Source organism: Streptosporangium amethystogenes, assembly GCF_000721075.1.
Classification (GTDB): domain Bacteria; phylum Actinomycetota; class Actinomycetes; order Streptosporangiales; family Streptosporangiaceae; genus Streptosporangium; species Streptosporangium amethystogenes.
Genome location: NZ_JOEQ01000011.1, coordinates 228,734 through 243,094, shown reverse-complemented (window position 1 = coordinate 243,094; position 14,361 = coordinate 228,734). Strand labels below are relative to the sequence as shown.

Sequence of the window (14,361 nt, the reverse complement as noted above, 5' to 3'; positions counted from 1 at the left end):
GGTCACCGGTCACCGCGGCGGACCTGGGCCCGGTAGTGGTCGAGGACGTCCTGGCGGAGCAGGTGGCCGAAGCCCGCGGCCTCGATGCGCAGGCCGAGTTGCGGCTCGGTCACGCCGAGCGCGACGGCGGTGTCGGCCAGGTTCCAGTCGGCGGCGGCGAGACTGGTCAGCAGATGACCGCGGCGGATCTGGTTCTCCGACAGGCGGAACGTCTTGAGGTACGCGAGCCGGCCGGTGCCGTCGGTGATGAGCTCGCCGATGTGGTTCTCCCGCCGACGTTCGAAGGGCGGCAGGAAGCGGGACAGCCGATACCCGCCCATCTCGTAGACGTGCTGGTACGTGTAGTCCGCGTCCAGCAGCCCGCCCGCCATGACCCGGTCGTGGAAGGCCGCCCATTCGTCCTGCTGCCGGCGGGCCCGCGCGCGCAGGTCGGCGAGTGAGTGCACCGTCGCGTCCACGATGCGGGCCCGGAAATCGGGCACCGGCCCGCTGAGCATCGCGTAGTGGTAGATCAGCTCACCGTACAGATCGTGCACGAGGGTGGCGTACAGGGCACGGTAGTCATCGGGGTGCGGCACCACGAACGCGGCGGCGAGCGCGTCCGCGACGTAGACGAGGACACCGCACTGACCAGGGTGGATCTCGAAGACGCGAAAGGCGTCCTGCAGGCCGCTGACCGCGGCGCCGGTGTACGCCTCCTCGACGCGAGGCGAGAGCCCGTGGCTGACCGCGCGGTGCGACCATTCCTCCCACACGATCTCCGGACCGCCGAAGTGCAGCGCCAGGTACCCCTCCAGCGCCAGGTGCAGCGGCAGGAAGCGCAGCCGGTTCCGGTCGGCTCGGCGAGCCATCCGGCGGTGGAACCGCAGCGGCATCCGGCTGGGCGTGCGGTCACGCTCCGCCGGCCCCCGCAGCTGGGTGCCGTACGCCGCGGCGGGAGTGCCGTCGCGCGTCCAGCTCGCCACGAACCCGTGCGGAATGTAGGAGAAGTACTCGGTCCGCGAGTTCACCTGGACGACGCCGAACTCCGCGTCGTAGAGGCGGGCGTCGAGCCGCAGGTCCTCGATCGGCTCCTCGCGGACCAGCGGGACGAGCCGTACGCCACCCCAGGCCTGCGAGGGACGGGTGGTGAGCCCGGTGAGGGCGAGATCTGTCATGTGTCCTCCCGCAGGAACCCCTCGACGCGGCGCGCCAGGTGGGCACGGAGCTCGAAGATCCCGGTGCGCCCCTCCGCGAACCGGGCCAGTTCCACCAGGGCGACCAGGTTCTCGGCGTCGCGAATCCCGGCGGTCGGGACGGTGGGCGCCAGCCGCCGTACGTCGAAGTCGGCGGCGTCGTACACCGGGTTGAGGTGCACGACGGCGCGGCTGTGGTGCGGGTCGAGCCGGGTGCGCCAGATCCGCAGTACCTCTCCGGCGAGCCCCGGCGGTGAGTTGTCCCATCCGTCGGAGACGATGACCAGGCGCCCGGGCCCGCGTTCGAGGCCGTCCAGGATGCGCTCGCCGAGCGGTGTCGCCCCGTACGGATGGACGAGCAACGCGTCCGTCCGGCCCGACAGCCACAGCGGCGTGTACTCGGCGGCCAGTGCCTCCAGCAGGAAATGGCAGGCCAGCGCGACGGCGAGCGGACGGCGGCGCTTGTGCCCCGAGCCGTACGCGGAGAAGCTGTCGTCGAGGACGGCGACCACCGCGCCCCAGCTCCCTGCCTGGTCGCCCGCGGTCCGCCGGGCGGCCGCGCGCAACGCCGTCGTCAGCTCGGCGCGGCGGCGCACCCGATCATCCAGTGAGAGGGCCAGCACGTACGACGCCAGCCGGGTCAGCGGCATCGTGGTGAGGTCGGCCCGCACCGCGTCGACCTTCAGGCCGCGCGCCGACTCCTGCAGGCGCAATCGCTCCAGCCGGGTGAGCCGGGGCGCGATGCGCTCCAGGAAGGTGGCGCGGTTGACGCGGTGCTTCGCCGCGAACCCCTCCGCCACCGTGTAGGGCAGCTCGTACAGCGCGGCCTGCTCGTAGTGGGCCCGCCGCCAGGTCTCCAGGATCGGTGTGGTGTAGGCGGCCGGCCGGTGCGGGGTGAACAGGAACGGCCCCAGTTCCCCGGCCGGGCTCAGGTGGGCGTGGCGGACGGCGGCCTTGACGGCGCCTCGGTACTTCACCGCGTCGAACGCGAGGTCTGGACGGGCGGCCAGCCAGTCCCGCATGATCGCCCTGGTCCGCCGGTTGTTGACCCTGGCGCGGCGCAGCTCGCGGAAGAGCCCGTACACCCGGGGCGGCGGCAGCAGGGCCAGCCGCCGGGCGATCAGGCGCCCTTCGGCCAGGCGCTGCTCCGGGTCCGCCTCCCCCGCCGTGACCAGCAGGTTTCTGGCGATCAGTACGGCGTTGTGGTCGTTGACGTCCAGGGCGAGGGTGGCCGCGTACAGGTCGCGGTAGTTGCCCATCAGGTAGTCGTGCAGGAAGTCCAGCGAGAGACTCTGCTCCTCCGCCCCGGAGTGGAACTCACGCTGGCCGGTGGCGGTGATCGCCGCGTTCACGAACAGCAGGACGTCCTCGGCGGCGATCAGATCCGCACTGGTCTCGACGCGAGTCTCGATCGCCGCCTCCGGGGGTCATGTACGGGGTCGGCCGGGGAATGGGGGCACGAGCTGCGAATCATCGCTTCAAAGGCGGGTCCCGGAAGTCGCACCGAAGTCCCGCGGCCGACCCCGGAAGGTTAGCACCGACATATCGCCTTCTTCTTCCTTATTACCCGCGCTCAAAGACCACTGCCCTCACCCGATGTACGGATCAGGTCTGTCAGGGACCTTCCGATGCGCGCGACCCTGCGGCGCGACGTAATGGACGTTATGCTCGTCGCCTAGTCGCACCCTGTTCGTATATCCGCACGCCCGAGGGATATATCGCTTATGGGAAAAGGTCGCAGGAGCAAGACCGGAAAAAACACCCGGGCCGGTGTCGAGAGACAGCCGCCACGGGAGGAGCCAGCCGCGCCGACCGACGACGGCGGCGGTAGCGGCGGCTGGAAGACGGCGCGGACATGGGTGGCGGGCATCGTCAGCGCCGCGCTCATCGCGGCCGTCGGCGTGGTGTTCACCGACTGGTTCACCTCCCGCGGGACCGACGCGATCGGCCGGATCAGCGGCGCGCCCCCCGTCACGATCGGCCACGTGGCCATCCAGTACGACGAGCGGGACATCGTCCTGCGGGAGCCGGTGACCGATCCGGAAGAACGGGGCATTCTGCTGGGCAGGGCGGCCGCCGAGAAGCGCGCCGCGCTGTTGAACCGCCACCACGGCTCCGTGACCGATTGGATGAACGCCACGGTCGTCCTGGTGGGAAACCGCAACAGCCTGCGCATCGTCGACATCAAGCCGCGCGTCCTCACCCGCAAACCGCGATCGGACGGCGCGTTTCTGAAGGCCACGACCGCCGGAGAGGCCGACACCGTCGAACTCCTCGCCGATCTCGATCGGCCGGTGCCCCGTTTCACCACAGCCGAGGACCCTGACATCTCGTACTTCTCGAAGAAGCAGATCGACCTCAAACGGGACGAGCGGATCACGCTGAGCGTATCGATCAAGGGCAAGAAGGCGTACTACGAGTTCGACCTCCTGGCCACGGTGCTGGCGGACGACCGGACCGAGCAGATCGTGATCAAGGGGCCGGACGGGGCCCCGTTCCGGCTGACCGGCGAGGCCGATACCTTCCGCTCCGTCTACGAGGAGGCGCCGCCGGACGGGTGGACGCCGGTACCCGCCGCCAGGGTGTGCGTCATGTTCCCGAAGACGAAGGGGTGCTGACCGTGCGCCGGCTCGCACTCCTGCTGGCCGTGGCCCTGGCGACCGGCTCGGCCGTGGCGGCGGACGCGCCGCGCCTCCCCTGGGCGCCGACCGGATGGCGTGCCCTGTGGTCCATGCCCGCCAACGTCGAGGATCCGGCGGCTGTCGAGAACCTCCGCTACGGGGTGTCCGGCGAGGCCCTCGCCGTGGTGACACCGCAGGGGACCGTCTCGGTCCACGACCCGCTCACCGGCAGGAGGCGCTACAGCATCCCGGCCGACCCCGGCGGCTCCGCCCCCATCACCGATGTGTGGGTCGCGGCCGGGACGATCATCGTGTCGAGAGAGGTGTCCGGCGTGGCCGGCCACCTCGTGTCCGGCCACGAACTCGCCACCGGCGCCCCGCTGTGGCGGCGTACGGTCACCACCTCCGCCGACGGCCCGGCGGAGGCCGGTAGCCGCCATCTCGGGCTGAGCATCATGGTGACCGAAGGAGGCGTCACGGTCCACGACCGGCAGGCCGACCCCGTCACCCTCACCACGCTCGACCTTTGGACCGGCAGGCCGACGGCGCGGACGACCCAGCCACGGCACTGCGATCCGCACGGCGACGCCACCTCTCAGGCGATCATGCTGCTCAGCTCCTGCGCGGGGAACCGGATCGAGCTCTCCTCGGTGGATCCCCGCACCCTGCGGCCCCGCTGGACGCGCTCGATCCCGTTCCCCGTCTCGCTGCCGTCGGAGACGGAGGCGGAGAGTTCGCCCAGGCTCGGGCTCACAGCCGGCGCGGACGGATACGTGTACGTCCAGGTCGGAGACGTCGAGGCGTTCTACTCTCCGGAGGGCCTGCGGCTGTCCACCGCCCGCGAGGCCGTCGAGCGCCGCCCGCCCACCCGGGCCACGGAACCGGAGCACTGGAGCCACCCCCTCTTCATCGGCGGCTATCCCAGCATCTCGGACAGGGGGTTTTTGGATGTCCGCAGCGGCGACTGGCCCATGCCGGCCTTCCTGATCTCCCTGAACACCGTCACCGGCCGCCTCAGCGGGTTGCCCGTCGACACACCACGCTCCCGCGCGGTCCTGATGGGAACGGCTCCGGGCATGGCCTTCGTCTACGACAGGGCGGGCCGGATCGTCGCCTACCAGGCGACCCATGGACCGTCCACCGCGCCGGCCCCGTTCGGCGAGGTCCCCCTGACCGCCTGGCCGGACGCCTGCGCCCTCCTGACCGGCCGCGACGTGGACGTCGCCGGGGCCGGCTACCGTCCCAACCCCGGGATGAGGACCCTGGCGGGGGTGACGCCGCCGAAACCCGTGGCCTGCGACTGGATACCGCCGACGGACGAGGAGGCCGTCGTCTCCGTCCTGGTGGACTGGGTGTTCCCCTCCCCCGCCGCCGCGCGGAAGGCGTTCGGCACCGAAGTCGCCCAGATCAAGGAGAGCGGCGTTTACGATCCCGCCTACGAGAGCCCCCACGCCGTAACGCACACCCCCCAGGTGCCGGGCAGATCGCTGGACGAGTCCATCGTCGTCGCGGGGCCGGTCCTCGTCCGCCTGAGGTCCACCTCGCGGCAGGCCGTCCGGCGGCTCACCCCGCTGCTCCAGCGGAACCTGCTGGCCCGATACCAGCCGGGAGCCGCCGTCCCCGGCGACGGCCCCCGCCGCACCCGCCATGCCGGCTGGAGCTTCCCGGCCGACGGCAGCGTCGACGACCTCGTACTCGCGGGCGGCACCGTGTACGCCGGCAGTTTCGACGGCAACGTGTACGCGCTGGACGCCGCCTCGGGCGCGAGGCGGTGGAGCCACCAGAGTGGTAGCACCATCTCCTATCTGGCGGTGACCGGCGGCGCCGTGTACGCCGGGAACGACGCCGGCCGGATCGTTTCCCTGGACGCGGCATCGGGCCGGTTGCGATGGAGCCGCCGGGTCGACGCGTGGAGCAGCATCGTGCTGGCTGCGGGCACGGTGTACGCGTGCGGCAGGAACTCCGAGGTCCTCGCGCTGGACGCGGCCACCGGCCGACCGCGATGGCGCGCCAGGGTCGGCGGGGACATCCATTTCAGCACGCCGTCGGTGGCCGGGGACATCGTCCATGTCGGCAGCAGCGACGGCACGGTGTACGCACTGGACACCGCCTCCGGGAAGCAGCGCTGGCGCTTCCGGGCGGCCAAGGGGACCTCTTTCCTCAATCTGGTAACGAGCGGCACAACTATCTACGTACCGACCGAGAACGGCCACCTGCACGCGCTGGATCGCGCCACCGGCAGGCCACGGTGGAGCTTCCCGGCCGGCGTCCGGATCACCGCAGGCCCCGTGGTGAGCGGCGGGGCGGTGTACGTCGGCGGCGGCGACGGCGTGCTGCACAAGCTGGACGCCGCCACCGGCCGGAAGTCGTGGGACTTCGCACCCGGCAGTGCCAACGGCATCTACGGCGGCCTCGTCGTGGACCGCGGCACCGTGTACCTGCGTCACGTCAACGGCCGGCTCTACGCACTGGACGCCGCCTCGGGCACGCGGCGCTGGGACTTCCCCGCCGGTGACGGCGTCAGGGCCCGCCCGCTGGTGGCACGCGGCGTCGTGTACGTCGGGAACGTCGCCGGCCACCTGCACGCGCTCGACGCCGCCACCGGCACGACCCGGTGGACCTACCGGACCGGCGGCCAGATCAGGACGACCCCGGTGACGGCGGGCGGCCTGGTATACGTCGGGAGCACGATCGGCGACGTGTCCGCGATCCGGGTGACGGACGGAACGGCGGGTGGTTAGTCCGGCCCGGTAATGTCCCGGTGGCTTCCAAGACACACGCCGCGACCTCGACGAAGGAGACGGTTCGCTCTCGCCGTCGAGGAGGTCTTCTCCTCCGAGCGCAAGTTCCGAAACCGGAGGGCTCACTCCCACGCGGGAAGGGATGCCGAGCACGACAGCACCCCGCCGCTGAGACCGCCGCCCTACCGTCGCGGGGGCGTCATCGATCGTCGAGACCTTCGAGGATCGCGCGGACCTTACCGGCCTCGGCGTGCTGCGGGCCGTATCTCCGCTCCAGGTCACCCAGCAGGTCACCCAGCGCGCGTCTGGCCTGGGCCCGGTTACCCGAGCCGAGTTCCACCAGCCCGATCTGACGCCGGAGTTCGAAAATCCGCTCCTCGTCGGCTCCGAATCGCCGCTCGTCGGCCAGGAGCTCACGGAGCTGCGCCAGGGCGAGGCTCATCTCCCCGACCTCCGCGTGGCAGTTCGCCTCCATCAACCGGCATCGCAGTGCGAGGTTGTTGCCCGGCCCCTCCACCTCGGCGACATCGGCCGCCAGCCGATGGAACTCGGGCGCCGCCCGGCGGTAGTCCCCGCCGAGGAAGAGCGCCTCGGCGAGCTCGATCCGCAGGTCCACCACCTCGGAACTGGCCGAACCGAACGAGCCCTCGGCCGGACGCATCACCTCCGCCAGCACATCCGCCGCCTGGGTGAACCGCGATTCCACCTTGAGCATCCTGGCGTCCCTGCGGGCGCGTTCAAGGTCGTCGCGGTCGATATGCACCGACTCTCCGGCAAGCCTGATCCGCGGCGGCCGTACCGGATCGGCGGGACGGCGGTTCCGTTTCGTCCCCAGAGGAGCGACGCGTCCGACGACCGCGGCGTACATACGCACCGGGTGCGGCGCGTCCAGGTTCACATAACCGGGAAAGGGCGGCAGCTCGCGGCAGAAGTCCAGCAGCCGCTCGTAGACCACCTCCGCGGTGGCCGGCCGTTCCTCGGGGGACTTGGCGAGCAGCCACAGGACGAGCCGCTCCAGACCTTCGGGGATGCCCTGCCTTCTGGCGCGTAGCGGCCGGGGCGGGACGTCCGTGTGGTTGCGCATCGAGGCCAGCGCGGTGGGGGCGGCGAACTGGTTCTGGCCGGCGAGCATCTCGTCCAGGATCACGCCGAGGGAGTAGAGGTCGCTCTGCGGGCCGGCGACTCCGGTCGTGGCCTGCTCCGGTGCCATGTACGCCGGGGTGCCGAGCACCTCGCCCGTCCTGGTGAGCCGGGTCGTCTCCGCACCGGCCCGGACGGCGGCGATCCCGAAGTCGAGCACCTTCACCGTGCCGTCGGGGCAGAGCATCAGGTTGGCGGGCTTGAGGTCTCGGTGCACCAGCGAGTTGGCGTGGGCCACGGCCAGCACCGAGCAGACCTGGGCGGCGATCGCCACCGCCCAGCCGACGGGCACCTCCGTCTCATCGAGAAGCGCGGAGACGGAGGTGCCGTTGACGAGCTGCATGACGAGGTAGAGGTCATCACCGTGCGATCCGCAGTCGTAGACCGTGGGAACCCCCGGGTGCTCAAGCCGGGCGGTGATCCGTGACTCGCGCACGAAGCGTCTGGCCATTTCCTCGTCGCTCCGGCCGTCGGGCAGCTTGTCGACCCTGATGAACTTGATGGCGATCGGCCGGTCGAGGCGCTTGTCGTAGCCGAACCACACCTCGCCCATTCCTCCCGAGCGACGCGACAGGGGGTCCAGCTCGTAGCGGGCCCCGATAATCGTCCGCCTGCTCAAAGCCGCCCGCCTTCCGAAGATGTCGTGAATCCTCGGGATCTTCCGAGGAGACGCATAGGTTGATCGGCCGGACCACGGCTCGCGTTCCAACGAATGAGTGATTTCGTCGCCCAAAGATGAACGATGTTCAGAGAAACGACAGATCGACGGCGCGCTCGGGGTCGGTCAGCTCGACCTGGAACAGCCTGCCGCGTGGCGGCTCCTTGGTCTCGCCGCCCCACGGCCCGAGCAGGTCCCGCCGGACGAGCTCCTCGAACGCGTCACGGACCTGGAAGGACGTGCCCTGCTCGAATCCTTGGGGAGTGTCAAAAACAGTGGCTGTCTGTTGGCTTTCGACCGATTCGACGGCAATTTCGGGCGACAGATTAAGCCCTTGCTGTTCGTCCCATAAGCCGGGAAACAGGTCCTTCTGGTCGTTGACCACGCCCGCCGACACCTCTCGCAGAGCACACGCCTTAGCCCTTTACCGAAACAAACTTAGCCCCATTTCGGCATGGCCCTCAATATCAAAGCAGACACAGGTCGCTTTAACGGATATATGAGGATATTTTCGGCACTCCTGCCGGCTACCCGGTTTGGCGACAGCCTGTTATCGGCGAGCGCCACACGCCACCGAGCTCCGGCACGGTCTCCCACAGCATCGATATCGACCGTCAAGCGAAAAACGTATGGTCAAATACGAACTCCGGGACGGGCCGCCATCTGTTCTCGACACCTGGCACAGGACCTGGACCGGAAGCGTGCACCTGACCACCGGAAGGATTCAATCCGTTGACCAGTGGTCCGGAGGTGTGTCCTACGGCGAAGAATTCGACCTCGGCAAAGAGAACAGCGCCTGGCAGGTCGGAATCCACTGCGGGGCTCTCGGCCACGAAGAGTTCACGCCGAGTATCATCAGCCTCACTCTGCTCAAGCTCCAGTTCTGGCTGGACCGCTGAACGCCGATCCGAGGAGCGTTATGACCGGTTCCGAGTCGGCGGGATGGTTCGACATCAGCGCGCGTGGCTGGGCCGATCCCGAGGTGATCCGCACCAGGCTGGAAGCCGGCGCCGACCCGAACTCGGGCGCCTACTCCTTCGGCGGCCACGACGGAAAGCCGTTGCACCTCGCGGCCGAATGGGGAACGCCCGAGTCGGTGGCCGAGCTGGCCCACCGGGTCGACGACGTCGACGCCGACTACGACGACCGGACCGCCCTATGGGTGGCCGTCTTCGCCCACCGCCTGGACAACGCCCGCGCCCTGGTCGCCGCCGGAGCGGACCCGTGGCGGCCCATGATGGCCGGATGGTCTCCTGGACGGCTCGCCCTCGCCGGTCCAGCGCCCGACCGGTTCCCGGTCCCCGCGGGGCACCCCGGCCTGTCCCCCGCCGAGACCGCGACGGTCGCGGAGGCGCGACGCCTGATCGCCGCACTGGGGGAATTCGACGAAGAAGGCTTGAGTGTGGCGTGCGCGGCGAACATCACCGCGGCCGAGGCCGCCCGGCGGCTGGAAGCCTGCCCGGCCGATGACGCCGACGTCGAGGCGGCTCTGGATGATCCGTGGTCCGACTTCGACGGCAGCCTGGGGATCGTCGGGGTCACCGACGTCCCCGGCGGATGCGTCGTCACCCAGCCATGGGGATACGTCCCCTACACCCCCGAAGTGACCTTGCCGCTGTCGGTGGGAACGGTCTGCCACAGCATGGGCGCCAATCCCAAGAGCGGTAACCAGGGGGCCGTGAGTCGCGACGGCGTCCTGGAGGATTCGGACACGCATCCCGGCGGCGGCGACGCCGGTGGGCATCTGACGGGCGAAGAGATTCTCGTCGAGTACCTTTACCAGGGCCAGGCCGTGGCCTATTGCTGCGCGGCGGCGGGGCTGCGACTATCCGACGCGCGGGCCGTCGTCGGTCCGCCGGATCTGTGGCTGCGGCTGCCGGACCGAGACCGCTGATCCCGCTACGCCTGGCTCAGCGGTTCCCAGCGGTGATGGGCCGGGCGCGGAGTCGTGCGCGTCGCGGGCTTCGAGGAGCGCGGGGAGGTGCTCGCCGCTCCAGGCACGGGCGGCCGCGATGAGGGTCAGCAGGCTGCGCCCCAGCGTCGTCAGCTCGTACTCGACCCGGGGTGGGTTCTCGTCGTACGCGGTGCGGGTGACCAGACCGTCGCGTTCCATCGCCCGCAGGGTCTGGGTGAGCACTTTCGGGGTGACGCCGCGCAGCGGTCCCCGCAGTTCGTTGAACCGCCGCCGGCCGCCTTCGAGACAGAGCACGACCATCGCGGTCCACTTGTCGCCGATCTGTATCGGCATGGCGCTGGACGGGCACACGGGGTCGAACATCTCCGGGTCCAGGGGTTCGATCATGAACGCGAGGCTATCCCAGGTATCGTTGAGGTAACCGGTATCTCCTGGATACCGTCCTGTCCGGCGGCGACATACGCCACCAGACAGGAGCGACATGAGCGACATCGTCATCTTCGGGGCGGGGGGCCGGGCGGGACGGGCGATCACGGCCGAGGCGCGTGAGCGCGGACATCTCGTCACCGCCGTGGTCCGGGACCCGGACAGGCACCGCGACATTCAGGCGGACGGCGTCCGGGTGGTGCGGGGCGACGTCACGGACGTGGCGGCGATCTCCTCGATCGTGCCCGGCCATGACGCCGCGGTTCAGGCGGTGAGTCCGTTCTCCGGCCCGGAGCAGGGCTTCGCCGACCTCGACCCGCGGTTCTTCGTGAAGGCGGCCGACGCCCTGCTGCACGGCCTGACGGAAGCGCGGGTGCCCAGACTCGTTCTGGTCGGCCTGTTCGCGAACCTCCTCGACGTCCACGGGCGTCCGGTGATGGACGACCCCTCGGTCTTCCCGGTCGAGATCCGGCCGTTCGCCATCGCGCACACGGCCGGGCTGGACCGGCTCCGAGAGGCCGGGGACACCGAGGTCGACTGGCTCATGCTGACCCCGCCCGCGCTGCTGGAGTCGACGGGCCCCAGAACCGGCCGCTACCGGATCGGGGGAGAGACCGTGCCGCGATCGGCATCGGCGCGTCTGTCCTACGCGGACCTCGCGGTGGCGGTGATCGACGAAATCGACACACCACGACACCACCGCACCCGCGTCTCCGTCTTCGACTGAGCCGGGCCCCCCTCCTGCTCACCACACTGGACGAAGGCCGTGACGCCCTCGTACTCCGCTACCGGGGCAGCGCCGGCAGTCTCGTACTGGAGCAGCAGCAGACCGTCGGCGAGATCCAGCCAGTCGAAGGTACGCCGGACGAAGAGTTCGTCCAGGTGGGGCACGAGCCAGCCGCCCCGAACGAAGCCGTCGCTCCTATCCTCGGTCGGCGAGCCGGGGCCCTTCGGCGAAGACCACAATGAGCAGGCTCAGCGCTCCCAGGCACAGGCCCGCCGCGGCCGACACCGCGGCCGGACGGCCGCCCGGCCGCGTTAGGTCGCCCCGTCCGTCCCGGCAGAGGCCGGTCGACCACACCGGGGCCGTCGGCAAGACCAATGGGACCTGTGTACGCGCCCCGGCCGCGCGAACGCGTAAAAAGGCGTGGATGGAGTGTGCATTTGTCCACTGACCTCCCCACGCTGCCTGCCGCACCCTGAGATGCCGGCGTTTCGGCATGAAACGCAGGTCAACAGAGGGAGAAACGGCATGCGATCTCACAAACTCACACTCGCGCTCGCACTGACGGCGAGCCTGGCCGTCTCGATGGCCGTGTCCGTGGCCTCGCCCGCCGGCGCGACGACCGCGGCCGCCACGTGCCGGGTGGAACTGAACTACGTGGACGCCTACGACGTGGATGAGAACAACGGCGACGAGATCCGGATCAACCTCGCCGGGTACATGTACCCCGGCGGCAACCGATACGTCGCCATGAACAACGGTGATCGCGCCTATTCCGGCAACTTCGCCAACCCGACCACCACCATCGGCACCACCGGATCAGCACTGTTCAGCCTGCGCGAGGTCACCCCGCCCGTCGTCGGCCAAGGCAAGCAGCTCGGCTCGGTCACCGCGTGGGGCTCCACCTGCGCCACGCTCGCCACCGGACAGATCACCTACATCCCGCAGCACATCTTCGGCGACGACTACTGGTACTACATGAGCCTGGTGATGACCGGCCTTTGACGCGCTCCCCGGTCTGAAGGCCGGGGATTCAGCCCGTGCCGCGCGTTCACGCGGCACTTCTGAGGCTTCCTGCTTCATCGGCGTCCGCCACCGCGAGCGGTGGTCTTACGTCACCTCCACGGGCGTTTAACGTCTCCGCCTCCCGCCGCGTCCCAGCGGCGGGTTTCCGTCCAGCGGCGACGGTTCGTCGGCCTTCGGCCAGGATGTTGCGCGCGGCGTTGACGTCGCGGTCATGGACGGCACCGCAGCGGCAGGTCCATTCCCGCACGTCCAGCGGCATGCTGATGTACCCCGGCGCGGTTCACCTCGTACGCGTCCGGCGTAGGAGGAGTGCGGCCGCTCAGCCTGAGCTCCATCACGGGCCCGGCTCAGTCGTCAACCCACCGTGATGGGGCCTCGGCGCTGTCGCCGGGTGAGAGCCGGCACGCCGCCAGAGGCCCAGGACCACGGCCAGCCCGAAGGCCACGAGGAGGGCCGCGACGGCGAAGGTCCAGTGCGTTCCGCGAGCCACCTCCGCCGACGTGGCGGTGCTGACGTCGCTCGCGCCTGCCGCGAAGACGAAGACGGCTCCCATGACCGACGCGCCGGTCATGAGGCCGAGGTTGCGGGAGAGGTTCAGCGTGCCCGACAGCAGGCCACGCTGGTGCGGGGAGACGTCCTTCATCACCGCGGTGTTGTTGGCCGCCTGGAACAGGGCGTAACCGGCGGTGACGACGACCAGGGGCAGGACGTACCCTATGACCCCGGCAGCCGTGGGCATCAAGGAGAGCGCCACGGCGCCGCCGATGATGCCGGCGAGCCCGGCCACCACCATGGTCCCGGCTCCGAAACGATCGGTGGCGCGGCCCGCCGGGACGCCGGTGAGGGCGGATACGGCGGGGCCTGCCGACATCACCAGGCCGACGAAGGCCGGGTCGAGGCCGAGCGCCCAGGCCAGATGGAAGGGCCCTACAACGAGAGTGGTCATCATGACGGTCGAGACCAGGGCGCTCGTCGTCAGCCCGGCGGCGAGGACGGGGTCACGGAACATCGACAGGGTGAGCAGCGGGGATGAGACCCGGCGCTCGGTGACGACGAACAGGGCGAGGCCCGCCCCCGAGGCGAGGAGCAACCCGATGGTGAGCGAGCCGAAGGAGTTCCCCTCGATCGTCATGGCCAGCGCGTAGGCCCCCAGCGTGATCGCCAGCAACGCGGTGCCCACGCTGTCGAACCGCCCGCGTACGGAGATCACTGCCGGCGCGGAGCCGGGCAGCATCCTGAAGGTGAGCGTGAGCGCGAGGAGACCGAGCGGCACGACGGCGAGGAAGATGGCGCGCCAGCCGAAGACCGTGATCAGGACGCCACCGAGGCCGGGCCCCAGCGTTGTGCCGACTGCCGACATCGTTCCGAGCAGCCCCATGACCCTGCCAGTGCGGTCCCTAGGTACCGTCTTGCCGACGATGGCCATGGTCAGCGCCATCATGCACGCGGCACCGGCTCCTTGAAGCGCCCGGGCGACGACCAGGATCGGAAGGTTCGGGGCGAGACCGCCCAGCAGCGTCGCAAGCGTGAACACGGCGATGCCAGCCAGCAGAACGCGGCGCTGGCCGACAAGGTCGCCGAGTCGGCCGGCGCCGACGATCAGGGTCGTGACGGCCAGGAGATAGGAGATCACGACCCACTGGACGTCGTTGAAGGCGGCGTCGAAGGCCACAGCGATGGTCGGTAGGGCGACGTTGGCGATGCTGGTGCCGAGCGAGGGCAGAAGCATGGACAGCGACAGCGCGGCGAGCGCCCAGGCCAGGGGCGGACGGCGCGCAGGCGGTGCCTGCTCGGGCTCGGCTGCTGCTCTCACGATGACGGCCTCTTCCTGGAGTCGGCGGGGCGATGGGGTCGCAATGAACCTAGATCCCGCTTTGACCTGGTGGAAGGCGCAAAGATAGAAAGCCATTTGTGCATGAAACGCCATGCCCCAGT

Annotated in this window: 12 protein-coding genes and 1 pseudogene; 6 read left to right on the top strand and 7 right to left on the bottom strand. The window is 69.9% G+C overall.

From position 1 onward, the window contains the following. Window positions 1–2: 2 nt before the first annotated feature. Window positions 3–1,157, bottom strand: coding sequence for an ARPP-2 domain-containing protein (locus tag IG98_RS0118460; protein WP_030913402.1), 1,155 nt, complete (start codon window positions 1,155–1,157; stop codon window positions 3–5). After that, complete coding sequence (locus IG98_RS0118455) at window positions 1,154–2,527, bottom strand: hypothetical protein (RefSeq protein WP_245651616.1); 1,374 nt, start codon at window positions 2,525–2,527, stop codon at window positions 1,154–1,156. Before IG98_RS0118455 ends, IG98_RS0118460 begins: the two co-directional genes overlap by 4 nt. A 372-nt stretch (window positions 2,528–2,899) precedes the next feature. Here IG98_RS0118455 and IG98_RS0118450 point away from each other — a divergent pair, with 372 nt between their 5' ends. Both IG98_RS0118450 and IG98_RS47010 read left to right on the top strand, forming a co-directional pair. Beyond that, window positions 2,900–3,793 (top strand): hypothetical protein, encoded by an 894-nt coding sequence (locus IG98_RS0118450; protein WP_030913398.1) that lies wholly within the window; start codon window positions 2,900–2,902, stop codon window positions 3,791–3,793. Next, on the top strand, window positions 3,733–6,537 hold the full coding sequence (locus tag IG98_RS47010; RefSeq protein WP_157594394.1) for an outer membrane protein assembly factor BamB family protein: 2,805 nt from the start codon (window positions 3,733–3,735) through the stop codon (window positions 6,535–6,537). Before IG98_RS0118450 ends, IG98_RS47010 begins: the two co-directional genes overlap by 61 nt. A gap of 199 nt (window positions 6,538–6,736) precedes the next feature. On the opposite strand, the gene IG98_RS0118440 is transcribed toward IG98_RS47010, so the two are convergent. Next, the gene (locus IG98_RS0118440; protein WP_030913394.1) at window positions 6,737–8,296 is read right to left on the bottom strand and encodes a serine/threonine-protein kinase; all 1,560 of its coding nucleotides are present in this window, start codon (window positions 8,294–8,296) and stop codon (window positions 6,737–6,739) included. 127 nt (window positions 8,297–8,423) lie between these two features. Next, window positions 8,424–8,720 (bottom strand): hypothetical protein, encoded by a 297-nt coding sequence (locus IG98_RS0118435; protein WP_157594393.1) that lies wholly within the window; start codon window positions 8,718–8,720, stop codon window positions 8,424–8,426. A 316-nt stretch (window positions 8,721–9,036) separates the two neighbouring features. Between IG98_RS0118435 and IG98_RS50590 the strand changes: the two genes are divergently transcribed. After that, window positions 9,037–9,234, top strand: coding sequence for a hypothetical protein (locus IG98_RS50590; protein ID WP_211264016.1), 198 nt, complete (start codon window positions 9,037–9,039; stop codon window positions 9,232–9,234). Between the two features lie 20 nt (window positions 9,235–9,254). Further along, complete coding sequence (locus IG98_RS0118425) at window positions 9,255–10,229, top strand: ankyrin repeat domain-containing protein (protein WP_030913390.1); 975 nt, start codon at window positions 9,255–9,257, stop codon at window positions 10,227–10,229. On the opposite strand, the gene IG98_RS0118420 is transcribed toward IG98_RS0118425, so the two are convergent. Next, a complete protein-coding gene (locus IG98_RS0118420; protein WP_084195456.1) occupies window positions 10,161–10,637 on the bottom strand; it encodes a winged helix-turn-helix transcriptional regulator in 477 nt (158 codons plus the stop codon). The genes IG98_RS0118425 and IG98_RS0118420 overlap by 69 nt on opposite strands. 94 nt (window positions 10,638–10,731) lie before the next feature. On the opposite strand from IG98_RS0118420, the gene IG98_RS0118415 reads away from it, so the two are divergent. Continuing rightward, window positions 10,732–11,403: an NAD(P)-dependent oxidoreductase gene (locus tag IG98_RS0118415; RefSeq protein WP_030913387.1), complete on the top strand. Its 672-nt coding sequence runs from the start codon at window positions 10,732–10,734 to the stop codon at window positions 11,401–11,403. 525 nt (window positions 11,404–11,928) lie between these two features. After that, window positions 11,929–12,405 (top strand): hypothetical protein, encoded by a 477-nt coding sequence (locus IG98_RS0118410; protein WP_030913385.1) that lies wholly within the window; start codon window positions 11,929–11,931, stop codon window positions 12,403–12,405. Window positions 12,406–12,451: 46 nt separating this feature from the next. On the opposite strand, the pseudogene IG98_RS53370 reads toward IG98_RS0118410, so the two are convergent. Both IG98_RS53370 and IG98_RS0118405 read right to left on the bottom strand, forming a co-directional pair. Beyond that, window positions 12,452–12,685 (bottom strand): annotated as a pseudogene (locus IG98_RS53370) (zinc ribbon domain-containing protein); the annotation flags it as partial. 75 nt (window positions 12,686–12,760) lie between these two features. Beyond that, a complete protein-coding gene (locus tag IG98_RS0118405; RefSeq protein WP_211264015.1) occupies window positions 12,761–14,239 on the bottom strand; it encodes an MFS transporter in 1,479 nt (492 codons plus the stop codon). Between the last annotated feature and the right edge of the window lie 122 nt (window positions 14,240–14,361).

Coding starts and splice junctions, on each gene's coding strand:
- IG98_RS0118460 (WP_030913402.1), bottom strand. CDS start 1,157: ATGACAGATCTCGCCCTCACCGGGCTCACCACCCGTCCCTCGCAGGCC.
- IG98_RS0118450 (WP_030913398.1), top strand. CDS start 2,900: ATGGGAAAAGGTCGCAGGAGCAAGACCGGAAAAAACACCCGGGCCGGT.
- IG98_RS0118425 (WP_030913390.1), top strand. CDS start 9,255: ATGACCGGTTCCGAGTCGGCGGGATGGTTCGACATCAGCGCGCGTGGC.
- IG98_RS0118420 (WP_084195456.1), bottom strand. CDS start 10,637: ATGATCGAACCCCTGGACCCGGAGATGTTCGACCCCGTGTGCCCGTCC.
- IG98_RS0118415 (WP_030913387.1), top strand. CDS start 10,732: ATGAGCGACATCGTCATCTTCGGGGCGGGGGGCCGGGCGGGACGGGCG.
- IG98_RS0118410 (WP_030913385.1), top strand. CDS start 11,929: ATGCGATCTCACAAACTCACACTCGCGCTCGCACTGACGGCGAGCCTG.